Here is a 21,486-nt window from a genome sequence, read left to right as displayed (position 1 = left end):
GGTGGCGAGCAACGATGTCAAACGAAGACAATCCGGCGCCGGCGCGCAAGGCGCCGCGCCTGCCGCCCAGGCCCGCCATTCACAGCTCGCCGGAACAAGCAGCCGCCCGCAAGCGCGCCCGCGAAGAGAAGGATGCGCGCGTGCGCGGGGTGCGTTCGATCGAGGAGATGCGGGAAGCGATCCGGCGCGCCGCACGCGACCTGCCGAGGATGAATGAGGTGCCGCGCGTGCGCCTGCTCGACGCCGCCGCATTCCGGGCACGCGCCGAACAAGGACTGCCCTTCCTGATCACCGGGCTGGTCGATAAATGGCCGCTGGCTGGCTTGTCGCCGCAGGTGCTGGGAGAACGTTTCGGCCACCTGCCGGTGCGGGCGCGGGTGGGCGACTACATCAACACGGCATTCGCGCCGGACCGGGCGATGCAGGACATGACGATGCGCGAGTACCTGGACTTGAGTGCCGCCAGCGCGGGCCTGCCGCCCTATCTCGGCAACCTGGAATTGCGCGAATTGAACCGCCTGTGCCACTGGCCGGCCTACTTCGACAAGATGGGGCCGCCGCGTTTCTGGATCGGCCCGGCGGGGACGGTGACGCCCCTGCATTGCGACTACGACGACAATATCTTTGCCCAGGTCTGGGGGACCAAGCGGATTTTCCTGGCGCCGCCGCACCACGACGTCTTCCTGTATCCGAGCGAAGCGAACGCGATCCTGTTCGGCTCCCCCTTCGATCCCGAAGCCCCCGATTTCGACCGTTTTCCGCTGGCGCGCCAGGCGGCGCTGGTCGAGTGCACCGTTGCGCCGGGTGAGATGCTGTACGTGCCGGCCGGCTGGTACCACCAGGTGCGCGCCTTGACGTTCTCTCTGTCTTCGAACCGCTGGGCCAGGGCGGTGCCGCTGGCCCTGCACGGGGATCAAGCGCTGAGCCTGTAAGGTAAGGCATGGTGGACCCGGGAGCGGTTCGCCGCCCGGTCCACCCTGCGGCCTTCAGTGGCCCGGGCCGCCCGGCCCGCCGCGCATCATCATGCCGGGGCCGCCCGGACGGCCGGCCGCCATGCTGCCGAAGCGATAGGACAAGCCGAGCGACACCATGCGGCCGTTGGAACGCTGGATGCTGTACTCGCGCAGGCGCGCCGTCTCGGTGATCGACTCCATCTTTTGCGAATCGAAGAGGTCGTTCACGTTCAGCACCATGCTCAGTGCCGGGGTCAGGTTGCGGCGGTAAGTGAAATCGGCGGTGCGCACCGGCTGGCGGTAGCCTTCGCCGAACAGCACCTTGCCTTGTGCGTTGAGGGCCAGCTGGAACTGGTTGCTCGGGTTCATCTGGTAGCTGATGCGGGCGCGTCCGGAGAGCGAGGTCGCATCGCGCTTGTCCTCGTTCGCGCTGCCGAGCACGGTCTGCTCGGTATAGCCGAGGTTGCCGCTGGCATGGACGGTCAGTTTCTCGGTAGCGCGGCCGCTGAAGGTGAATTCGAGCCCGCCCGAGCGGCTGCTGCCCTCGTTGTCGCGGGTGGTCAGCAGCACGTTGTCGCCGATGAAGTAACGGCGTTCGGAGATCAGGTCCGTATCGCGCCGCGCATACAGGCGGACGTTGGTGTCGACCTTGCCGAGTTTGGTTTCGACGCCGAGTTCGAGCGAATCGGAATTGGTCGGCCGCAGGTTCGGATTGCCCGACGAGACGTTGAATTCGTCGCGGTAGATGACGAAGGGATTCAGGTCGCCCGCGCCCGGACGGCGGATGCGGCGCGCGTAGCTCAAGCGCACGGCGGTGTCGTCCGACCAGTCGTAGCTGAGGAAGGCGCTCGGGATGGCGTCGAAATAGTCATTGCCGACACGGATGCTGGAGGTGACCTGGTGCATGTCGACGTCCGTGTACTCGCCGCGCAGGCCGCCCTGCACGCCCCACTTGCCGGACAGGCGCAACTGGTAGGTGCCGTACAGCGCGACCGTCGTTTCGTCGATCTCGAAGCGGTTGGTGCGCCCGGTATTGACCGTTTCACGCAGTGTGCCGTTGGCGATGTCGAAGAAGGCGTTGTCGAAGGCATTGCTGTTGCGCGCCACCTTGTAGCCCACCCGCAGGATGCCGCTTTCGCCGGGGCGGTCGTAGTCGCCGGTGAAATCGACGACGCGGGTGTCGTTGTCGTTGCGCTGGCGGGTCTGGTCGGCACTGGCGTTGACTGGCCGTACCGTATAGCGCCGCGTGTCGCGCGAGTCGGCCTCGAAGGCCGTGCCCGAGACGCGCAGGTCGAATTTCAGGTTCTCGCCGGGCAAGTTGCCCTTGTGGTCGAAGCGGGCGCCGAGGCTGTAGTTGCGGTTGCGTGCCTCGCGCTCGTTGTTGCGCAGGTATTCGTTGTCGACCGCGCCGGCCGCGTTCGCGCCGCGGTAGCGCTCGACCGAGTCGGCCTCGCTCGACACGCCGTTGAGCATGGCGGTCAGCGCCAGCACGTCCTTGTCGCCGAGGTTGTAGCTGAAGCTGCCGTTCATGCCGACGAACTCGTTGAGGTTTTCGCCCGACGACACCTGGCTGCTCGGCGCCACGCCGCCGTTGGCATCGATCCGTTCGCGCGTGACCTCACGCTCGGTGTCGTTTTTCTGGCGCCGCATGTAGATGCCGCCCTGCAGGCTCATGCGTCCAGTCGTATAGCTGCCGAAACTGCTCGCGTTGCCGCGGCCTTCGGTGCCGAGGTTGGCATTGACCGCGCCGAAACCGCCGGGGCGGCGCTCGCGCCGCATCACCAGGTTGATGATCGGGCCGCCGCCGCCTTCGTTGCCGAACTGCGCGCCCGGATTATTCAGCACTTCGACCGATTCCAGGTCGCCGGCCGGCAAGGCATTGATCGCCGCGGCCCGGTTCTCGCCCTGCATCATCGCCGATGGCTTGCCGTCGATCAGGATCTGGACATTATTCTTGCCGCGCAGGGTCACGTTGCCGTCCGCATCGACGGCCACCGAGGGCACCTTGTTCAGGGCGTCGCCCACCGAATCGTTGGACGAGGCAGGATCGCTTTTCACGTCGTAGACCTGGCGGTCGATCCGGTTCGAGGAACGCGCGCCGCTGACGGAGACCGTCGCCACGCCGGGTGCAGGAGCGGCATCCGGCGCCGCCGGCGCTGGCTGCGCGGCCGGTTGCGCGGCGGTTTGCGCTGGTGCGGCCTGTTGCGCTGGCGCTACTGCTGCGGCCTGCTGTGCGCCGGCGGCGGCGGGAACGATCAAGGCGCCGGCCAGGACCGGGCACAGGACGAGGGAACGATGACGCTGCAGGAGGGACGAAAGGAGGTCGGTGCGATGGGTCGAGGTCATGGACTGGCGTTGCACTTAAAAAATTGAGCAAACGCAATTGTCGCATGTAACTACTGCTGGAAAACACCTCGATACAAAGCGTTGCAATGCCGCCCCGACCCGGCGCCGGCGCCCCTTACGAGGGGCTGTGCGCCGGTACCCGGGTCAGCCGCATCGTGTAGTGCCGCGGTTGGCCGTCGGCGCTCCAGTGCTGGGTGGCCTCGAGCGTATCGGCGTCGATCCGGTGCCAGTTGAATTCGCTGGGCGCGCGCTCCGGCGCGAAGCGGGCGCTGTCGGGGCCGATGCTGGCAGCGCGCCACGTGAACTCTCCCCATTGCGACACCACTTCCCCTTCCTCGAAGCGGATGGTGCTGCCCTCGGTATGCCGCTCGAAGCTGTCGTCGGGATAACGGCGCGAGTGAAACACCGTCGGTTCGGGGCGGACATATTCTTCATAAAATTCCTTGCCGTCGGCAGTCACGCCTTTCCAGCGTCCTTCCAAAAATTTTAGCTGAGCAAAATCGTCGAGGCTGAACATGTGGGTCTCCCGCGTGGTTGGGCTTCGGGCGTTGCACTCGCGCGCCGTCGCAACGTAGGCCAAAGCTACCGGATCGACTATGATTAGGGCGCGCAATTACCAAAATCGCAACTCGGAGCGCCCGCCAAGGCCCTCGTGGCTGCGTTGCACAGCTCGCCCGAGGGCTTGCTTGGACGCTCTAAAAATCTGACTAAAAATTAATGGTCTTCATGAACCAGTACACGCTCGAACAAAAGTTCTTTCTCTTCCTGCTGGCGGTCGTCAGCCTGGCCTTCGGCTGGATCCTGTTGCCCTATTCCGGGGCGGTGTTCTGGGGCATCGTGCTGGCGATCCTGTTCTCGAGCCTGAACCGCCGGCTGCTGCGTGCGACCAAGGGCAAATCGACGCTCGCTGCCCTGATCACGCTGGCGTCCATCGTGGTGATGGTAATCCTGCCGCTGTCGCTGATCGCCGCTTCGCTGGTCGACCAGGCCTCGGCCGTCTATAGCCTGATCAGTTCCGGCGGCATCGATGTCGGCAAGTATTTCCAGCGCTTCATGGTCTCGCTGCCGCAATGGGTGCTCACGGTGCTCGAGCGCTTCGACCTGACCGATTTCGCTTCGCTGCAGGTCAAGCTGCAGGAAGGCGCGGCCCAGGCCAGCCAGGTCGTCGCGCGCCAGGCACTGCACGTCGGCAGCATGACCTTCGATTTCCTGGTTGGCCTGGTGGTGATGCTGTATTTGCTGTTCTTCCTGCTGCGCGACGGCCAGGCGCTGTCGAACCGCGTCAAGGATGCGTTCCCGCTGAGTCCGCACTACAAGCGCCGCCTGTTCAGCAATTTCACCACCGTCATCCGCGCCACCGTCAAGGGCAACGTGCTCGTTGCCATGGCCCAGGGCGCCCTCGGCGGCCTGATCTTCTGGTTCCTCGGCGTCCAGGCGGCGCTGCTGTGGGCGGTGGTGATGGCCTTCCTGTCGCTGTTGCCGGCCGTCGGCGCAGCCATCGTCTGGGCGCCCGTGGCCATCTATTTCCTGGCGACCGGTGCGATCTGGAAAGGGGTGGTCTTGATCGCCTTTGGCGTGCTCGTGATCGGCCTGGTCGACAACCTGCTGCGTCCGCTGCTGGTCGGCAAGGACACCAAGATGCCGGACTACCTGGTGCTGCTGTCGACGATCGGCGGCATGGCCCTGTTCGGCCTGAACGGTTTCGTGATCGGGCCGCTGATCGCGGCCTTGTTCATCGCCTCCTGGGACCTGTTCGCGTCGAGCGACGAATTCCACCCGAAATAGGCGCAAAGTCGGCCGCTGCGCAGCGCGGATTTTCCTGCGGCCGGGGTGAAACTGTGACATCATGCCGCACGTAAACGCCTCAGCCCGTCATGTGGGCATTTTCTCGCATACGCCATGCCGCCTGCCACCCTTCCGCCCCCAGGATCCGACCAGCACGCCAGTCCCGAGACACGCTTTCGCGAATTGTTCGAGCAGGCGCCGACCAGCATCCAGATCCTGGCGCCGAATGGCCGCACCGTGCGCGTCAACCGCGCATGGGAAGCCCTGTGGCAGGTCCCCGCCGGCTCCGCGCTGCACGCCTTCATCCTCAGCGCCGAGTACAGCCTGCTGACCGATGCCCAGCTCATCGCCAACGGCATCGTGCCTTACCTGCAGCGCGCGCTGGCCGGCGAATCGGTCGAAATTCCCGCGATCCACTACGACGTCGTCGAACTGGCCGGCAGCGGGCGCGCGCGCTGGGTCACCGCGCGCGCCCACCCGATCAAGGACAGCGCGGGCCGCACCCTCGAAGTCATGCTGATGCACGAGGACATCACCGAGCGGGTCGTGGCGGAATCGGCCTTGCGCACCCGCGAGCAGCGTTTGCGCTCGCTCGTGATGGCCACGTCCCAGACCGTGTGGTGCACCGCGCCCGACGGCCGCGTGCTCCAGGATTCGCCCTCCTGGCGCAGCGTGACCGGCCAGACCTACGACGAGTGGAAGGAGGACGGCTGGCTCGACGCCCTGCATCCCGAAGACCGCGCGCAGGCCAGGCAGGTCTGGCTCGACTGCACGACCCAGCGCCGCGTGTACGAGACCGCCTACCGCCTGCGCCAGGCCGACGGCAGCTACCGCTGGACGGCCGTCAAGGGCGTGCCGATCGAGGACGCGGACGGTTCCGTGCGCGAATGGATCGGCTCCAACAAGGACATCCACGACATGGTCATGGCGCAAGCCGAGCTGTCGCAGCGGCTCGAGCGCGAAAAACGCCACTCGGCCCTGCTGGCCAAGGTGGCGCAGGCTTCGCGCGTCCTCAACAGCGCCCTGTCGAGCAAGGACATTGCCGCCGCGCTGGTCGAGGAAGTGCGTGCCATCCTCGAGGTGCACCAGGCGGTGGCCTCGATCAGCGAGCACGGCACGCAAGCGATCAATGCGGTCTCGCTGTCCGACAAGTACGCCGGCTACCGCAGCTTCGACCTGGCGCCCGACGGCAGCGGCATTTATACGCTGGTCTGCGACAGCAACCGGCCGATGCGCCTGACCCAGGAGGAGCTGCTGGCCCATCCGGCCTGGAAGGGTTTTGGTGCGCATGCCGCGCAGCACCCGCCGCTGCGCGGCTGGCTGGCGGTGCCCCTGGCCGACCGTACCGGCAGGAATATCGGCCTGATCCAGGCCTCGGACAAGATCGACGGCGACTTCACCGAACAGGACGAGGCGATCCTGGTGCAGCTGGCGGCGATCGCCGCCAACGGTTTCGACAACGCGCGCCTCTACAGTTCGCTGCGGGAACAGGACCGGCGCAAGGACGAGTTCCTCGCCATGCTGGCCCACGAACTGCGCAACCCGCTGGCGCCGATCGCGTCGGCCGCCGAGCTGCTGAAGATCGGCATCGCCAGCGAAGAACGGGTGCGCAAGTCGAGCGAGGTGATCAGCCGCCAGGTAAAACACATGACCTCGCTGGTCGACGACCTGCTCGACATTTCGCGCGTCACGCGCGGGCTGATTCAGCTCGAATCGGTGCCGCTGGAGGTGACGGCCATCGTCAACGGCGCCGTCGAGCAGGCGCGCCCACTGATCGAGGCGCGCGAACACGCGCTGGTGGTGGCGCCCGATCCGGGCGGAGACAAGGTGATGGGCGACCCCAACCGCCTGGTGCAGGTGCTGGCCAACCTGCTCAACAATGCCGCGAAATACACGCCGCGCGGCGGCCGCATCCTGGTATCGGTCGCGCGCAGCCCGGGGAGTGTCGCCATCGGCATCCACGACAACGGCATCGGCATCGGCAGCGACCTGCTGCCCCAGGTATTCGACCTGTTCACCCAGGCCGAACGCACGCCGGACCGTTCCCAGGGCGGCCTCGGTATCGGCCTGGCGCTGGTCAAGAACATGGTGACCCTGCACGGCGGCACGGTCACGGCCCACAGCGAGGGGCCGGGCACGGGCAGCACGTTTACGGTGACATTGAACACGGTGTAAGGCGGCGCCATCGGCGGCCGGGAACGGTGCCTTGCCGTCCCGGCAATTCGCCAGGCCGGGAAATCGCGGATAATCGCAGGATGCCTACCCACACCCCTGCTCCCGGCGCCTGCCCCTGCGGCGGCCCCGCGCTCGCCACCTGTTGCGGCCCATTCATTAGCGGCGCAGCGCTGCCGCCGACGGCCGAAGCCCTGATGCGTTCGCGCTACACCGCCTACACCCAGCGCAACGAAGCCTACCTGCGCGCGACCTGGCATCCGCGCACCCGGCCGCAGGACGCGATCATCGACCCCGACGAAAACCTGCGCTGGCTCGGCCTTGAGATAAAATCTGCTTTACGTTTACGTCAACGTAAAGCAGAATCACCGCATGATCCAGATAGCGATACGGTCGAATTCGTCGCCCGTTTCAAGGTACAGGGACGCGCGCACCGGCTGCACGAGACCAGCCGCTTCCTGCGCGAACCTGATCCGGACCTGGGCGGCACGCCGCGCTGGTTCTACCTGGACGGCACATTTCCCAAATAAGCATTCAACAGAGGACGGCAATGCCCCACATCGAGAGCAAACTCAATCCGCGCAGTGATGACTTCAAGGCGAATGCGGCGGCCATGCAATCCATCGTCGACGACCTGCGCGCCAAGGTGGCGGCCATCGCCGAAGGCGGCGGCGAGGCCGCGCGCGCCAAGCACGTCGCACGCGGCAAATTGCTGCCGCGCGACCGCGTGCAGATGCTGCTCGACCCGGGCACGCCCTTCCTGGAATTCTCCCAGCTTGCCGCCTACGACATGTACGAGAATGCCGCCCCAAGCGCCGGCATCATCACCGGCATCGGGCGCGTCGCCGGCCAGGAGTGCGTCATCGTCTGCAACGATGCCACCGTCAAGGGCGGCACCTATTACCCGATGACGGTCAAAAAACACCTGCGCGCCCAGGAAATCGCCGAGCAAAACAATTTGCCGTGCATTTACCTGGTCGATTCGGGCGGCGCCAACCTGCCGAACCAGGACGACGTGTTCCCGGACCGCGACCACTTCGGCCGCATCTTCTATAACCAGGCGAATTTGTCCGCCAAGGGCATCCCGCAGATCGCCGTCGTGATGGGCTCCTGCACGGCGGGCGGCGCCTACGTGCCGGCCATGAGCGACGAGTCGATCATCGTCAAGGAGCAGGGCACGATCTTCCTCGGCGGCCCGCCCCTGGTGAAAGCGGCGACCGGCGAAGTCGTCACCGCCGAAGACCTGGGCGGCGGCGACGTCCACACCCGCCTGTCGGGCGTGGTCGACCACTTGGCCCAGAACGATCTGCACGCGTTATCGCTGGCCCGCACCATCGTCTCGAACCTGAATCGTACCAAGCCGGTGCAAGGGGCGACCCGTGAGGTAGTGGAACCAAAATACGCGCCGCAAGAGCTGTACGGCGTGATCCCCGTCGACACCCGCAAACCCTTCGATGTGCGCGAAGTGATCGCGCGCGTGGTCGACGGCAGCGAATTCGACGAGTTCAAGGCGCGTTACGGCACGACCCTGGTGTGCGGCTTCGCCCACATCTACGGCGTCAAAGTCGGGATCATCGCGAATAACGGCATCCTGTTCTCCGAGTCGGCCCTGAAAGGCACCCACTTCATCGAGCTGTGCTGCCAGCGCAAGATCCCCTTGGTGTTCCTGCAGAACATCACCGGCTTCATGGTCGGCCGCAAGTACGAAAACGAGGGCATTGCCCGCAACGGCGCCAAGATGGTGACCGCGGTCGCCACGGCGTCTGTACCGAAATTCACCGTCATCATCGGCGGCAGTTTTGGCGCCGGCAACTACGGCATGTGCGGTCGCGCCTTCTCTCCGCGCTTCCTGTGGATGTGGCCGAACGCGCGGATTTCCGTGATGGGCGGCGACCAGGCCGCCTCGGTGCTGGCCACCGTGAAACGCGACGGCATCGAAGCGAAAGGCGGCCAGTGGTCGCCGGATGAAGAAGCGGCCTTCAAGCAGCCGATCAAGGAACAGTACGAGCACCAGGGCCACCCGTATTACGCCAGCGCGCGCCTGTGGGACGACGGCGTGATCGATCCGGCCGACACCCGGATGGTGCTGGGGCTGGGCCTCTCGAGCGCGCTGAATGCGCCGATCGAAGAGACCAAGTTCGGCGTGTTCCGGATGTAAGGGTAAATAACATGGACTATCACACCCTCACCATCGGCATCGCCGACAAGGTCGCCACCGTCACCCTGAACCGCCCCGACCTGCGCAACGCCTTCAACGAAGAGGCGATTGCCGAGCTGGCGCTGGCCTTCGACGAACTCGGCCGCAACGAACTGGTGCGCGCGATCGTGCTGGCGGCGAACGGCTCCGCCTTCTGCGCCGGCGCCGACCTGAACTGGATGAAGAAAATGGCCGGCTACTCGCATGACGAGAACCTGGCCGACGCCTCGCGCCTGGCCGACATGCTGCGCACGATTTACCTGTGTCCGAAGCCGACGCTGGCCAAGGTGCAGGGCGACTGCTATGCAGGTGGCATGGGACTGGTGGCGGCCTGCGACATCGTGGTGGCGGCCGTTGGAGTAAACTTCTGCCTGTCCGAAGTGAAGCTGGGGCTGATCCCGGCGACCATTTCACCCTATGTCATCAAGGCCATGGGCGAGCAGGCTGCGCGCCGCTACTTCCTGACGGCCGAGCGTTTCGACGCCGCGACGGCGCTGCGCATCGGTTTTGCGCACGAAGTGGTGGCGCCAGATGCGCTCGACGCCACCGTTGCCGGCATCGTCAAGGCGCTGGTGTCGAACAGCCCGCACGCCGTCGTCGAAGCGAAAAAGCTGGTGCGCGAAGTGAGCGGCGAACCGGTCACGGAAGCGCTGCTGCTCGATACGGCCGGGCGCATCGCGGCCATCCGCGCATCGAGCGAAGGCCGCGAAGGCGTCGCGTCCTTCCTCGAGAAGCGCAAGCCGGCATGGCTGAATTAAAGAGGAATCCTGCATTTTGAAGCAACACACATCGTCCGACTGGATCGCACGCAGCCTGCGCAGCGTGTGGCACCCCTGCACGCAGATGCAGCACCACGAGGAGGTGCCGCTGATCGCGGTCAGCCACGCCAAGGGGCCGTGGCTGTACGACCACGAAGGCCGGCGCTACCTCGACGGCATCAGCTCGTGGTGGGTCAACCTGTTCGGGCATGCCAATCCGCGCATCAACGCGGCATTAAAGGACCAGCTCGATAAACTCGAGCACGCGATGCTGGCCGGCTTTACCCACGAGCCGGTGGTCGAACTCTCGGAACAGCTGGCCGCCCTCACCAAGCACGCGCTCGGCCACGCCTTCTATGCGTCCGACGGCGCTTCGGCGGTCGAGATCGCGATGAAGATGAGTTTTCACGCCTGGCGCAACGCCGGCCATGGGAACAAGCAGGAATTCGTCTGCCTGCAGGGCAGCTACCACGGCGAGACCGTCGGCGCGCTCGGCGTCACCGACGTCCCGCTGTTCAAGGACGCCTACGGCCCGATGCTGCGCGCCGCCCACGTGGTGGCATCCCCGGACGCGCGCAACGCGGTCGACGGCGAATCGAGCCAGGACGTGGCGCGCCGCGCCTTGCAGGATGTCGAAAAACTGTTCGAGGAGCGCGCCGACCGCATCGCCGCCATGATCGTCGAACCGCTGGTGCAGTGCGCCACCGGCATGGCCATGTACGACCCGCTCTACCTGAAACTGCTGCGCGAATTGTGCGACCGCCATCACGTGCACCTGATCGCCGACGAGATCGCGGTCGGCTGCGGGCGTACCGGCACCTTCTTCGCCTGCGAGCAGGCCGCGATCTGGCCGGATTTCCTGTGCCTGTCGAAAGGCATCAGCGGCGGCTACCTGCCGCTCTCGCTGGTGCTCACCAGCGACGAAGTCTATCAATCCTTCTACAGCGAAGACATCACGCGCGGTTTCCTGCACTCGCACTCCTACACCGGCAATGCGCTGGCCTGCCGCGCGGCGCTGGCGACCCTGCAGATCTTCGAGGAAGACGACGTCCTGACCCGCAACCGCGAGCTGGCGACCAAACTCACGATTGCGCTGGCCCCGCTGGCCGAGCACGAGCGCGTGCGCCACTTCCGCCAGCGCGGCATGATCTTCGCGTTCGATGCGATCGAGCCCGATGCGGCGCGCGCCTCGAATTTCGCGCGCCGCTTCTTCGCCGCCGCCGTCGAAAACGAACTGCTGCTGCGCCCGATCGGCCGCACCGTGTACGTGATGCCGCCGTACGTGCTGGGCGAAGAAGAAATCGACCTGCTCGGCACGCGCGTGCGCTCGGTGTTCGACTCCGTGATCGCGAGCTGACATGGACCTCATCGAGAACGTCCACCGCAAACTCGCCACGCTCGATGCGCACAGCCTGATCCGCCGCCGCCGGGTGGCCGACACCCGCTGCGCGCCGCTGCAGGTGGTCGACGGGCGCGCCATGCTCGCTTTTTGCAGCAACGATTACCTGGGACTGGCAGCCCACCCGCGGGTGGTGGAAGCGCTGCGCGAAGGCGCGCAATTGTATGGCGCCGGCAGCGGCGCCTCGCACCTGATCAGCGGCCATAGCCGCGCCCACGCGATCCTGGAAGAACGCCTGGCCGAGTTCGCCGCGCCCCATATCGTGGAGGCGCGCGCGCTCTACCTGAGCACCGGCTACATGGCCAATCTTGCCGTGCTCAGCGCCCTCGGCTGCGACGCCGACGCCACCATCTTTTCCGAGCAGCTGAACCACGCCTCGCTGATCGACGGCGCGCGCCTGGCCAAGGCAAGCGTCAGCATCTACCCCCACGGCGACCTCGCCACCCTGGAGGCGCAGCTGGCGGCCAGCAACGCCGCCACCAGGATCGTCGCCACCGACAGCGTCTTCAGTATGGATGGCGACCTCGCCCCGCTGGCGGGACTGCTGGCGCTGTGCGAACGGCACGGCGCCTGGCTGGTGGTGGACGATGCCCACGGCTTCGGCGTGCTCGGCGCCCATGGCCGCGGCGCGCTCGAGCATGTCGGCCTGCGCTCGCCGAACCTGGTGTATATCGGCACGCTCGGCAAGGCGGCCGGCGTCGGCGGCGCCTTCATCGCGGCGCACGCCGCCGTGGTCGAACTGCTGGTCCAGCGCGCGCGGCCCTATATCTACACGACGGCGGCGCCGCCGGCGCTGGCCCACGCGCTGCTCACCAGCCTGGACATCATCACCAGCGAAGAAGGCAACGCCCTGCGCGCCCACCTCGAATCGCTGATCACCCAGCTGGGCGTGGAACTGCAACTGCAGCGCTGGGTGCGCCCTGCTTCGCCGACGGCGATCCAGCCGATCCTGATCGGCGCCAACGACGAAGCCATGCGCGTGGCTGCCGGCCTGTATGCGAAGGGGCTGTGGGTGCCGGCGATCCGGCCGCCGACGGTGCCCGCCAACACGGCGCGCCTGCGCGTGACGCTGTCGGCTGCCCACACCCACGACGAAGTCGCGCGGCTGGCCGCTGCATTGAACGAACTGGAGGGAGCGCAATGAAGAACCTGAACGAGCCACCGGAACCGATGGTCGAGACCGGCGTCGCCGCGCCCGTGACCCGCCCGCTGCCGGTCGAAGAGCCGGCGCCGGCGCCGCTCGAGGCGCTCGCCGCCGAGGGTATCCCGTCGCGCTTTTGCTGTTTCGTGACCGGCACCGACACCGAGATCGGCAAGACCCTGGTCTCGAGCGCGATCCTCCATAAACTGGTCGAGCGCGGCCTGCGCGCCTGCGGCATGAAGCCGGTCGCGGCCGGCGCCGAGCTGGTCGACGGCGAGCTGCACAACGAGGACGCCGACATGCTGGCAGCCGCCGGCAACGTCCACCTGCCGTCGAACATCACGACCCCCTTCATGCTGCGCGAGCCGGCGGCGCCGCACATCGCGGCCGCGCTCGAGGGCGTGACCATCGAGGCGGTGCCGATCATTGCCGCCTATGCCGAGATCCTGGCGGCGTCGGACGCGGTCGTGGTCGAAGGCGTGGGCGGCTTCCGGGTGCCGTTCAACGACCAGTTCGACAGCGCCGACCTGGCTGCCCAGCTGAACCTGCCGGTGATCCTGGTGGTCGGCATGCGCCTGGGCTGCATCAGCCATGCGCTGCTCACCGTGGAAGCGCTGATCCAGCGCGGCCTGGTGCTGGCCGGCTGGGTCGCCAACACGGCCGACCCCGACATGCGCTTTTTCCAGGAAAACATCGAGGCGCTGGCCGCCCGCATCCCCGCCCCGCTGCTGGGCGTCGTGCCGCGCCTCGCACACCCTACTGCCGCCAACGCGGCCCGATTCATCGATCTCGCGGGACTGCCGGGCTGGCCGTCGGCGCGGGCTCTGTAACGCACAAGGAACCACCATGAATGCACCCCACACCGTCGCCCTGCACCGTCCTGGCGCCCCGATCACCGAGCGTCCTGACGCGACCTGGCCGCTGGCCGACGTGCTGGCCCTGTTCGAGCTGCCGTTCAACGACCTGATGTTCCGTGCCCAGCAGGCGCACCGCGCCCACTTCCCCGACGGCGACGTCGAGCTGGCCACGCTGCTGTCGATTAAAACCGGCGGCTGCGAGGAAGACTGCGGCTACTGCCCGCAGGCGGCGCGCTACGACACCGGCGTCGAAGCCAAGAAAATCCTCGACATCGACACCGTGCTGGACGCCGCGCGCCAGGCGAAAGCCAGCGGCGCGACGCGCTTTTGCATGGGCGCCGCCTGGCGCAGCCCGAAAGAGCGCGACATGGCCAAGGTCGAAGAGATGGTGCGCGAAGTCAAGGCGCTGGGCATGGAAACCTGCGCCACGCTGGGCATGCTGGAAGAAGGACAAGCCGAGCAGCTGAAGGCGGCCGGCCTCGATTTTTACAACCACAACATCGACACCGCGCCCGATTTCTATAACAACGTGATCTCGACCCGCGAATACCAGGACCGCCTCGACACCCTGGGCCGGGTGCGCCAGGCCGGATTAAAAGTCTGCTGCGGCGGCATCGTCGGCATGGGAGAGACGCGCGAGCAGCGCGCCGGCCTGATCGCCCAGCTGGCCAACCTGAATCCGTATCCGGAGTCGGTCCCGGTGAACCACCTGGTGCAGGTCGAGGGTACCCCGCTGCACGGCCTGGAAGCGCTCGACCCGATCGAATTCGTGCGCACCATCGCGGTGGCGCGCATCACCATGCCGCAGGCGCGCGTGCGCCTGTCGGCCGGCCGGCGCCAGCTGGGCGAGGCGGTGCAGGCGATGTGCTTCATGGCCGGCGCCAATTCGATCTTCTATGGCGACAAGCTGCTCACCACCGGCAACCCGGAGGCCGAGGACGACCGCGCGCTGCTGGCGAAACTGGGCCTGAAGACCCGTTCGGCCACGCTCGATTCGGCGCCCAAGGAAGCCTGCGGCTGCTGAATCACGCGCCGACGCGCCAGCCGGCTGTAACCACCGATTAACGAAAACATAAAGCGAGACAAACGCATGTTCACCAAAATCCTCATCGCCAACCGTGGCGAAATCGCCTGCCGTGTCGCCGCCACTGCGCGCCGCATGGGTATCCGTACCGTTGCCGTGTATTCGGACGCCGACGCCGGCGCGAAACACGTCGCGGTCTGCGATGAGGCAGTGTGGATCGGACCGGCCGCCGCCAAGGAAAGCTACCTGCGCGGCGAAAAAATCATCGAGGTGGCGAAAGCGACCGGCGCCCAGGCGATCCACCCCGCCTACGGCTTCCTGTCCGAGAACGCCGAGTTCGCGGAAGCCTGCGCCGCGGCCGGTCTCGTCTTCATCGGGCCGCCGGGCTCCTCGATGCGCGCGATGGGCTCGAAGTCGGCCGCGAAACAGCTGATGGAGGCTGCCCGCGTGCCGCTGGTGCCGGGCTACCACGGCGAGAACCAGGACCCGGAATTCTTGCGCCAGCAGGCCGACCGCATCGGCTATCCCGTGCTGCTCAAAGCCAGTGCCGGCGGCGGCGGCAAGGGCATGCGCGTGGTCGAGCGCAGCGAGGATTTCGTCGCTGCCCTGGCTTCCTGCAAGCGCGAGGCGATCAGCTCCTTCGGCGACGACAAGGTGCTGGTCGAAAAATACCTGCTGCGCCCGCGTCACATCGAGATCCAGGTGTTTGCCGACACCCACGGCAACTGCGTCTACCTGCACGAGCGCGACTGCTCGGTGCAGCGGCGCCACCAGAAGGTGCTGGAAGAAGCGCCGGCCCCCGGCATGCCGGCGGACCGCCGCGCAGCCATGGGCGAAGCGGCCGTGAACGCGGCGCGCGCCGTCGGCTATGTCGGCGCCGGCACGGTCGAATTCATCGCCAACCAGGACGGCTCGTTCTACTTCATGGAGATGAACACCCGCCTGCAGGTGGAACACCCGGTCACCGAAATGATCACCGGGACCGATCTCGTCGAATGGCAGCTGCGCGTGGCCTTCGGAGAGCCGCTGCCGAAGAAGCAGAGCGAGCTGGGCATCCACGGCCACGCAATCGAGGCGCGCATCTATGCCGAGAACCCGGAAAAAGGTTTTCTGCCCTCGATCGGTACCCTGCGCCACATGGATACGCCGGCCGCCGTCAGCTTCGAGCTGGGCGGCACCGCCGGCGTGGAACCGGCTGCCGTGCGTATCGATTCCGGGGTGCGCGAAGGGGACGCCATTTCTCCGTTCTACGACCCGATGATCGCGAAATTGATCGTTTGGGGCGCGGACCGTACCCAGGCGCTGGCGCGCCTGTCGCAGGCCCTGTCCGAATTCCAGATCGTCGGCCTGGCCACCAACATCGCCTTTCTGAAACGCCTGGTCGAAGGCGAGGCCTTCGCCACGGCCGACCTCGACACCGGCCTGATCGAGCGTAACGGCGCGTCCCTGTTCCCGCCGTCGAAGGCGGCACCGGCCGGCGCGCTGGCACTCGCCAGCATCGCCCTGATCGAAGCGGAAAAACGCCAGTCGGCGGGCGCTTCGCTGGCGGCGTCCGACCCCTGGGGCCAAGCGCAGGGCTGGCGCCTGAACGGAGACTACCGCCGCGTGCTGTCGTTTGCGGACGAGTATGCGGCCGGGCTTGCGTCCGGCGCCTACCTGGTCGGGCTCACTTACCACCCGCAGGGCTGGGAGCTGGACCTCGACGGCATCAGGCAGCCCTTGAGCGTCACCGGCCACGACGGCGCGACCCTGTCGATCCGCCTCGGCGAGCAGTCGATGCACGGCACCGTGCGCCGCGACGGCGCTTTGTTCCACGTGTTCACCAATGGCGAGCACGTGACCCTGGCCTACAACGACCCGATGGCGCATGCCGGCGAGGTGGAAAGCGCCGGCGGCCGCCTGACGGCGCCGATGCCGGGCAAGGTCGTCGCCGTGATGGCCGAGGCGGGTCAGGAAGTGAAAAAGGGAGACGCGCTGGTCATCATGGAAGCGATGAAGATGGAGCACACGATCGCGGCCCCGAGCGACGGCCTGGTCGAAGAGGTGCTGTACGCGGTCGGCGACCAGGTCGCCGACGGGGCGCCGCTGCTGGCGTTCAAGGCTGCCTGATGGCGGGGGCCGCATGATGCGTATCCTGCTGTACCGCGGCGATGGCCTGATCGAACCCTGGGCCCAGGACCTGGCAACCGCCATTCCGGGCGTCGAGACCGTGGCCTGGCAGGAAGGCCAGGCGCTGGCGCGGTGCGACTATGCGGTGCTGTGGAACCCGACCCCTGCCCTGCTGGCACAGCTGGGCAGCGTGAAGGCGATCTTCCTGATGGGCGCCGGCGTCGACGCCATTCTGAAATTCGGCGACGCCCTGCCCGACGTGCCGATCGTGCGCCTGGGCGACGCCGGCATGGCGCAGCAGATGGCGGAATATGTGGCCTACGCGACCCTGCGCTACTTCCGCCGTTTCGACGAATACGAGGAACAGGCGCGGCACGGCCTGTGGTCGCCGCTCCCAAGCTACGCCAGGGAAGATTTTGCGGTTGGCGTGATGGGACTCGGCAAGCTGGGCCTGCGCGTTGTGGAAACCATGCGCGCCTTCGGTTTCCCGGTGCGCGGCTGGAGCCGCACGCCGAAGGACCTGCCGGGCGTGGCGTGCTTCGCCGGCATGGACGCGCTCGACGCATTTTTAGGCGGCACCCGGGTGCTGGTGTCGCTGCTGCCGCTCACGAGCGAAACGAACAACCTGCTCGACCGCCGGCGCCTGGCCACGCTGCCCAGGGGCGCCTACCTGATCAACGTCGCGCGCGGCGCCCAGCTGGCCGAGCCGGATTTGCTGGCCCTGATCCGCGCCGGCCACATCGCCGGCGCCACGCTCGACGTGTTCCGCAACGAGCCGTTGCCGGCCCCGCATCCGTTCTGGGACGAGCCGCGCATCACGATCACGCCGCACATCTCCGCGCTGACCATGCGCGGCGAAGCGGTGCGCCAGATCGCCGCTAAAATCTCCGCCCTCGAGGCGGGTCAACCGGTCGACGACCTCGTCGACCGCACACTGGGATACTGACATGAGCAATCCAATGAGCCTGCCGAAGAAGGTCAAGGTCGTCGAAGTCGGTCCGCGCGACGGCCTGCAGAACGAAAAGGACACCATCAGCGCGGCGGTCAAGATCGAGCTGGTCGACCGCCTGGCGCGCGCCGGCTTTTCGAATGTCGAGGCGGCGTCCTTCGTGTCGCCGAAATGGGTGCCGCAGATGGCCACCAGCGCCGAGGTGATGGCGGGGATCGCGCGCCTGCCCGGCACGATCTATTCGGCGCTGACGCCGAACATGCAGGGTTTCGAAGCGGCCCTGGCCGCCCGCGCCGACGAAGTCGTGATCTTCGGCTCGGCTTCGGAAGCCTTCTCGCAAAAGAACATCAACTGCTCGATCGCGGAATCGATCGCGCGCTTCGCCCAAGTGGCGCAAGCGGCCAAGGCCAACGGCCTGCGCCTGCGCGGCAGCATCAGCACGGCCTTTGGCTGCCCCTACCAGGGAGAGGTGCCATTGGAAGCGGTGGCCGACGTGGTGGGCCGCATGCGCGACCTCGGCTGCGACGAAATCGACATCGCCGACACCATCGGCGTCTCGACCCCGCGCAAGACGCAAGAGGTGATGCTGGCGGCCAGCCGCGCATTCCCGCTCGAGCGCCTGTCGGGCCACTTCCACGACACCTACGGACAGGCGCTGGCCAACATCTACGCCAGCCTGGAAGTGGGCGTGCAGATCTTCCACTCGTCGGTCTCGGGCCTGGGCGGCTGCCCGTACGCGAAGGGGGCGACCGGCAACGTCGCCACCGAGGACGTGCTGTACCTGCTGCACGGGCTGGGCATCGAGACCGGGATCGACCTCGACCAGGTGGTCGATGCGGGGCAGTTCATCTCGCAGGTACTGGGCCGCAAGAGCGCGAGCCGTACCGGGAACGCGATCGCCGCCAAACGCGCCGCTTGAACCAGGCGCTTCGTCCCCTGTCGAAGATCGGCAGGGGCGCGCCCTGTGCAGGGCCGGCGGCGCGACAAAAACAATAGGTAAACGAAAAAAGCCGACAACTTTCGCTGTCGGCTTTTCTCTTCATACTGGTCGGAGTACAAGGATTCGAACCTTGGACCCCCTGGTCCCAAACCAGGTGCGCTACCGGGCTGCGCTACACTCCGAAGACAGCAATGATAGCGGCTCGACGGCATTCGGTCAAGGCGGCCGAGAAAAATAGCGGATCTTTTTTGGACTGGCTGCAGCGGCGGGAGTCCACCCTACCTTATCTTCACTCGCCCTTGATCTGCAAGGCGCGCTCGTACAAGGCGTTCTTCTTGCGACCGGTGATCTGCGCGGTCAAGTTCGCCGCCTGCTTGACGCTGCATTCGGCCAGCAGGATGTGCAATATGCGCTCCGCTTCCGCATCCTGGGCGTCGGTCGCGAGCGTCGCGCCTTCGACCAGCACCACGAATTCGCCGCGCTCGCGGTGCTGGTCGGCCTTGACCCAGGCCAGCGCCTCGCCGAGCGGGCAACGGTGCACTTCCTCGAACAGCTTGGTCAGCTCGCGCGCGAACACGACTTGCCGGGCCGGCTCGAACACGTTCATCAAGGCCTCGACGCAATCGACGATGCGGTGCGGCGCCTCGTAGATGACGAGGGTGGCCGGCTCGCGCGCCAGTTCGGCGAGGGCCGCTTCGCGCTGCTTGGCCTTGGCCGGCAGGAAGCCGACAAAATTGAAACGGTCGTTGACTAGTCCGCTGGCCGAGAGCGCCGTCACCGCCGCCGATGCGCCCGGCAGCGGGATCACGCGCAGGCCTGCCGCGCGCACCGCGTCGACGATGCGCGCGCCCGGATCGGAGACGGCCGGGGTGCCGGCGTCCGACACCAGCGCCACCCGTTCGCCGGCGCGCAGGCGCGCCACCAGCTTGTCGGCCGCTTCGCGCTCGTTGTGCTGGTGCGCGGCGACCATCTGCTTGTTCAAACCGTAACGGGTGAGCAGGGCGCCGGTTTTCCGCGTATCCTCACAGGCAACTACGTCGGCCAGCGCCAGCAGGTGCAGCGCGCGCAGCGTAATATCGGTCGCGTTGCCGATGGGCGTGGCCACCACGTACAATGTTGCCGTTGGATAAGACTGCTGGGCTGCCTCGGCCATCACGGGGAGCTGGGCAATATCGATGGACTGCTGATCAGTCGTGTTATCGGTCATGTTGAGGATGCAATGCTCAAAAAAAATCTAAAAGGCCTGATCGCCACTGCCGTGCTCGGCCTGGTGGCGGGTTGCGGCAGCTCGCCGATGCCGCCCGATCTGGGATGCGGGGTACCGGGCGGATTGTGCGCGCCCGTCGAGCCAAACACAAGTGCGCCACCGCCGCCGCCGCAACAGCAGCCCGAGCGCAGGCCGTCGGAGACGGTGACCTCGCCGGTGGAACTGTATCCGGACGACCGGGGGGCGAATGCGCAGCCCACGGGGACGACCACGATCGCCCTGATGCTGCCCCTGCAATCGGGCACGCTCGGCCAGGCCGCCGAGGCGGTCCGTGCCGGCTTCCAGGCCGGGCACGAGCGCGACCGCGCCGGGATCGAAGTCAAGCTCATCTCCAGCGGCGATACCGATGAGTCCACGCTGGACGCCTATACCCGGGCGGTCGAGCAGAGCGACATCGTCGTCGGCCCGCTGTCGCGCTCCGCCGTCGCCGCGGTGGCCGCCAGCACGCTGGTGACCAAGCCGACGGTCGCGCTGAACCATCCCCAGCTCGAGCGCCCGCTGCCGCAGAAAATGCTGGTCGTCGGCCTCTCGCTCGAGGACGAAGCGCGCCAGGCGGCCGACTGGGCCGCGCAGGAACACCCGGGCGGGCGCGCCCTCGTGCTGAGCGGCAGCGCCGCCTGGCAGCAGCGCGTGGTCGGCGCCTTCACCGCGCGCTGGTCGCGCCAGGGCCTCAACTATGCCACCGTCGAACTGCCGGTGGCCGATGGCTATGTCGACCCGAATGCCTTGTCCGACCTGCGCGCGCGCTTCGATAGCGACCGCACCCAACTGCTGTTCGCCGCGCTCGACGCCGGCCAGCTGCGCCAGGTGCGCAGCGCGCTCGGCACCTCGATCCCGACCTATGGCGTGTCGGCCGCCAACCCGGGCCGCGCGCCCGGCCTGTCGGTCCCGGAACTGGACGGCGTGCGCCTGGTCGACCTGCCGTGGACCGTGCAAGCGGACCATCCGCAGGTGATGGTCTATCCGCGCCCGGTCGAATCGAACTTTCCCGACAATTCGCTCGACATGCAGCGCCTCTACGCGCTCGGCATCGACGCCTTTCGCGTGGCGCGCGAACTGGCGCAGCGCGCCGGTTCGAACTTCGAGCTCGACGGGGTGACGGGCCGACTGTCGGCCCGCATGAGCAATGGCGCCTGGACCTTCCAGCGCACCGAGGCGGCCACCGTGTACCGCGACGGCCTCGGCTTCGAGACGGTGGCCGCCGGACGCTGACATGTGGCCGCCGCGCTTGTCCGCGAAGCAGGCGCAAGGCCGCGCGGGGGAGCAAGCCGCGCTGCGCTACCTGAGCCGCCAGGGCCTGGCGCTGGTCGAGGCCAATTTCACCTGCCAGGGCGGCGAGATCGACCTCGTCATGCGCGACGCCGACACCCTCGTGTTCGTGGAAGTACGCCAGCGCGCCGACGCCCGCCACGGCGGCGCCGCCGCCAGCATCACCCCGGCCAAGATCCGGCGCCTGGTGCGCGCCGCCCAGGTCTACCTGCAACGCTTTTCCGCCCTCCCTCCCTGCCGCTTCGACGTGGTCGCCATCGACGGCGACCGGCTCGAGTGGATCCGCAACGCCATCGAGGCTTAATCTCGCCTTAACGCCG

General features: G+C 67.1%; 18 protein-coding genes and 1 tRNA gene. 15 read left to right on the top strand and 4 right to left on the bottom strand.

The window, feature by feature from the left end; genetic code table 11:
• The first annotated feature begins 14 nt into the window (after positions 1–14).
• Positions 15–932 (top strand): cupin-like domain-containing protein, encoded by a 918-nt coding sequence (locus ACFPAH_RS08180; RefSeq protein ID WP_379743418.1) that lies wholly within the window; start codon positions 15–17, stop codon positions 930–932.
• A gap of 54 nt (positions 933–986) precedes the next feature.
• Here ACFPAH_RS08180 and ACFPAH_RS08175 read toward each other — a convergent pair whose 3' ends face one another.
• Both ACFPAH_RS08175 and ACFPAH_RS08170 read right to left on the bottom strand, forming a co-directional pair.
• The gene (locus ACFPAH_RS08175) at positions 987–3,299 is read right to left on the bottom strand and encodes a TonB-dependent receptor domain-containing protein (RefSeq protein ID WP_379743415.1); all 2,313 of its coding nucleotides are present in this window, start codon (positions 3,297–3,299) and stop codon (positions 987–989) included.
• A gap of 115 nt (positions 3,300–3,414) precedes the next feature.
• Positions 3,415–3,816 (bottom strand): hypothetical protein, encoded by a 402-nt coding sequence (locus ACFPAH_RS08170; RefSeq protein WP_379743412.1) that lies wholly within the window; start codon positions 3,814–3,816, stop codon positions 3,415–3,417.
• Positions 3,817–4,025: 209 nt separating this feature from the next.
• Here ACFPAH_RS08170 and ACFPAH_RS08165 point away from each other — a divergent pair, with 209 nt between their 5' ends.
• The 12 genes from ACFPAH_RS08165 (at position 4,026) to ACFPAH_RS08110 (ending at position 18,609) form a co-directional block, all read left to right on the top strand.
• The gene (locus ACFPAH_RS08165; protein WP_379743409.1) at positions 4,026–5,084 is read left to right on the top strand and encodes an AI-2E family transporter; all 1,059 of its coding nucleotides are present in this window, start codon (positions 4,026–4,028) and stop codon (positions 5,082–5,084) included.
• Between the two features lie 114 nt (positions 5,085–5,198).
• Positions 5,199–7,259, top strand: a complete 2,061-nt coding sequence (locus tag ACFPAH_RS08160) for a PAS domain S-box protein (RefSeq protein WP_379743406.1) — start codon at positions 5,199–5,201, stop codon at positions 7,257–7,259.
• An 80-nt stretch (positions 7,260–7,339) separates the two neighbouring features.
• Positions 7,340–7,786 carry a YchJ family protein gene (locus tag ACFPAH_RS08155; protein WP_379743403.1) on the top strand — a complete coding sequence of 149 codons (447 nt, stop codon included), beginning with the start codon at positions 7,340–7,342 and terminating at the stop codon, positions 7,784–7,786.
• A 20-nt stretch (positions 7,787–7,806) separates the two neighbouring features.
• Positions 7,807–9,414 carry a carboxyl transferase domain-containing protein gene (locus ACFPAH_RS08150; protein ID WP_379743400.1) on the top strand — a complete coding sequence of 536 codons (1,608 nt, stop codon included), beginning with the start codon at positions 7,807–7,809 and terminating at the stop codon, positions 9,412–9,414.
• An 11-nt stretch (positions 9,415–9,425) separates the two neighbouring features.
• On the top strand, positions 9,426–10,211 hold the full coding sequence (locus tag ACFPAH_RS08145) for an enoyl-CoA hydratase/isomerase family protein (protein WP_379743397.1): 786 nt from the start codon (positions 9,426–9,428) through the stop codon (positions 10,209–10,211).
• A gap of 16 nt (positions 10,212–10,227) precedes the next feature.
• Positions 10,228–11,568 carry an adenosylmethionine--8-amino-7-oxononanoate transaminase gene (gene bioA / locus ACFPAH_RS08140; protein WP_379743394.1) on the top strand — a complete coding sequence of 447 codons (1,341 nt, stop codon included), beginning with the start codon at positions 10,228–10,230 and terminating at the stop codon, positions 11,566–11,568.
• Position 11,569: 1 nt separating this feature from the next.
• Positions 11,570–12,754, top strand: coding sequence for an 8-amino-7-oxononanoate synthase (gene bioF, locus ACFPAH_RS08135; RefSeq protein ID WP_379743391.1), 1,185 nt, complete (start codon positions 11,570–11,572; stop codon positions 12,752–12,754).
• A 26-nt stretch (positions 12,755–12,780) separates the two neighbouring features.
• Positions 12,781–13,581 (top strand): dethiobiotin synthase, encoded by an 801-nt coding sequence (gene bioD, locus ACFPAH_RS08130; RefSeq protein ID WP_379743958.1) that lies wholly within the window; start codon positions 12,781–12,783, stop codon positions 13,579–13,581.
• A gap of 16 nt (positions 13,582–13,597) precedes the next feature.
• Complete coding sequence (gene bioB, locus ACFPAH_RS08125) at positions 13,598–14,632, top strand: biotin synthase BioB (protein ID WP_379743388.1); 1,035 nt, start codon at positions 13,598–13,600, stop codon at positions 14,630–14,632.
• Positions 14,633–14,698: 66 nt separating this feature from the next.
• Positions 14,699–16,741, top strand: a complete 2,043-nt coding sequence (locus tag ACFPAH_RS08120) for an acetyl-CoA carboxylase biotin carboxylase subunit (protein ID WP_379743385.1) — start codon at positions 14,699–14,701, stop codon at positions 16,739–16,741.
• 16 nt (positions 16,742–16,757) lie between these two features.
• The gene (locus ACFPAH_RS08115) at positions 16,758–17,687 is read left to right on the top strand and encodes a 2-hydroxyacid dehydrogenase (protein WP_379743956.1); all 930 of its coding nucleotides are present in this window, start codon (positions 16,758–16,760) and stop codon (positions 17,685–17,687) included.
• A 13-nt stretch (positions 17,688–17,700) separates the two neighbouring features.
• Positions 17,701–18,609: a hydroxymethylglutaryl-CoA lyase gene (locus tag ACFPAH_RS08110; RefSeq protein ID WP_379743954.1), complete on the top strand. Its 909-nt coding sequence runs from the start codon at positions 17,701–17,703 to the stop codon at positions 18,607–18,609.
• Positions 18,610–18,735: 126 nt separating this feature from the next.
• Here the strand turns inward: ACFPAH_RS08110 and ACFPAH_RS08105 are convergent.
• Together ACFPAH_RS08105 and rsmI are read right to left on the bottom strand one after the other, a co-directional pair.
• A tRNA-Pro gene (locus ACFPAH_RS08105) sits at positions 18,736–18,812 on the bottom strand.
• Positions 18,813–18,919: 107 nt separating this feature from the next.
• The gene (gene rsmI / locus ACFPAH_RS08100) at positions 18,920–19,837 is read right to left on the bottom strand and encodes a 16S rRNA (cytidine(1402)-2'-O)-methyltransferase (RefSeq protein WP_379743382.1); all 918 of its coding nucleotides are present in this window, start codon (positions 19,835–19,837) and stop codon (positions 18,920–18,922) included.
• Between the two features lie 12 nt (positions 19,838–19,849).
• Between rsmI and ACFPAH_RS08095 the strand changes: the two genes are divergently transcribed.
• The gene (locus ACFPAH_RS08095; RefSeq protein ID WP_379743379.1) at positions 19,850–21,109 is read left to right on the top strand and encodes a penicillin-binding protein activator; all 1,260 of its coding nucleotides are present in this window, start codon (positions 19,850–19,852) and stop codon (positions 21,107–21,109) included.
• Between the two features lies 1 nt (position 21,110).
• Positions 21,111–21,470, top strand: a complete 360-nt coding sequence (locus ACFPAH_RS08090; RefSeq protein ID WP_379743376.1) for a YraN family protein — start codon at positions 21,111–21,113, stop codon at positions 21,468–21,470.
• Positions 21,471–21,486 lie beyond the last annotated feature (16 nt).

Origin of the sequence: Massilia sp. GCM10023247, assembly GCF_042653325.1 — a bacterium.
In the GTDB taxonomy this organism is placed as follows: Bacteria; Pseudomonadota; Gammaproteobacteria; order Burkholderiales; family Burkholderiaceae_D; genus Telluria.
Note: the sequence above shows the minus strand (reverse complement) of the source record. Positions and strands in the feature narration are given on the sequence as shown.

What these genes read in the sequence shown, in the direction of transcription:
- ACFPAH_RS08180 (WP_379743418.1), top strand. Translation starts at nt 15, where the DNA reads ATGTCAAACGAAGACAATCCGGCGCCGGCGCGCAAGGCGCCGCGCCTG.
- ACFPAH_RS08175 (WP_379743415.1), bottom strand. Translation starts at nt 3,299, where the DNA reads ATGACCTCGACCCATCGCACCGACCTCCTTTCGTCCCTCCTGCAGCGT.
- ACFPAH_RS08170 (WP_379743412.1), bottom strand. Translation starts at nt 3,816, where the DNA reads ATGTTCAGCCTCGACGATTTTGCTCAGCTAAAATTTTTGGAAGGACGC.
- ACFPAH_RS08165 (WP_379743409.1), top strand. Translation starts at nt 4,026, where the DNA reads ATGAACCAGTACACGCTCGAACAAAAGTTCTTTCTCTTCCTGCTGGCG.
- ACFPAH_RS08160 (WP_379743406.1), top strand. Translation starts at nt 5,199, where the DNA reads ATGCCGCCTGCCACCCTTCCGCCCCCAGGATCCGACCAGCACGCCAGT.
- ACFPAH_RS08155 (WP_379743403.1), top strand. Translation starts at nt 7,340, where the DNA reads ATGCCTACCCACACCCCTGCTCCCGGCGCCTGCCCCTGCGGCGGCCCC.
- ACFPAH_RS08150 (WP_379743400.1), top strand. Translation starts at nt 7,807, where the DNA reads ATGCCCCACATCGAGAGCAAACTCAATCCGCGCAGTGATGACTTCAAG.
- ACFPAH_RS08145 (WP_379743397.1), top strand. Translation starts at nt 9,426, where the DNA reads ATGGACTATCACACCCTCACCATCGGCATCGCCGACAAGGTCGCCACC.
- bioF (WP_379743391.1), top strand. Translation starts at nt 11,570, where the DNA reads ATGGACCTCATCGAGAACGTCCACCGCAAACTCGCCACGCTCGATGCG.
- bioD (WP_379743958.1), top strand. Translation starts at nt 12,781, where the DNA reads ATGGTCGAGACCGGCGTCGCCGCGCCCGTGACCCGCCCGCTGCCGGTC.
- bioB (WP_379743388.1), top strand. Translation starts at nt 13,598, where the DNA reads ATGAATGCACCCCACACCGTCGCCCTGCACCGTCCTGGCGCCCCGATC.
- ACFPAH_RS08120 (WP_379743385.1), top strand. Translation starts at nt 14,699, where the DNA reads ATGTTCACCAAAATCCTCATCGCCAACCGTGGCGAAATCGCCTGCCGT.
- ACFPAH_RS08115 (WP_379743956.1), top strand. Translation starts at nt 16,758, where the DNA reads ATGCGTATCCTGCTGTACCGCGGCGATGGCCTGATCGAACCCTGGGCC.
- ACFPAH_RS08110 (WP_379743954.1), top strand. Translation starts at nt 17,701, where the DNA reads ATGAGCCTGCCGAAGAAGGTCAAGGTCGTCGAAGTCGGTCCGCGCGAC.
- rsmI (WP_379743382.1), bottom strand. Translation starts at nt 19,837, where the DNA reads ATGACCGATAACACGACTGATCAGCAGTCCATCGATATTGCCCAGCTC.
- ACFPAH_RS08095 (WP_379743379.1), top strand. Translation starts at nt 19,850, where the DNA reads ATGCTCAAAAAAAATCTAAAAGGCCTGATCGCCACTGCCGTGCTCGGC.
- ACFPAH_RS08090 (WP_379743376.1), top strand. Translation starts at nt 21,111, where the DNA reads ATGTGGCCGCCGCGCTTGTCCGCGAAGCAGGCGCAAGGCCGCGCGGGG.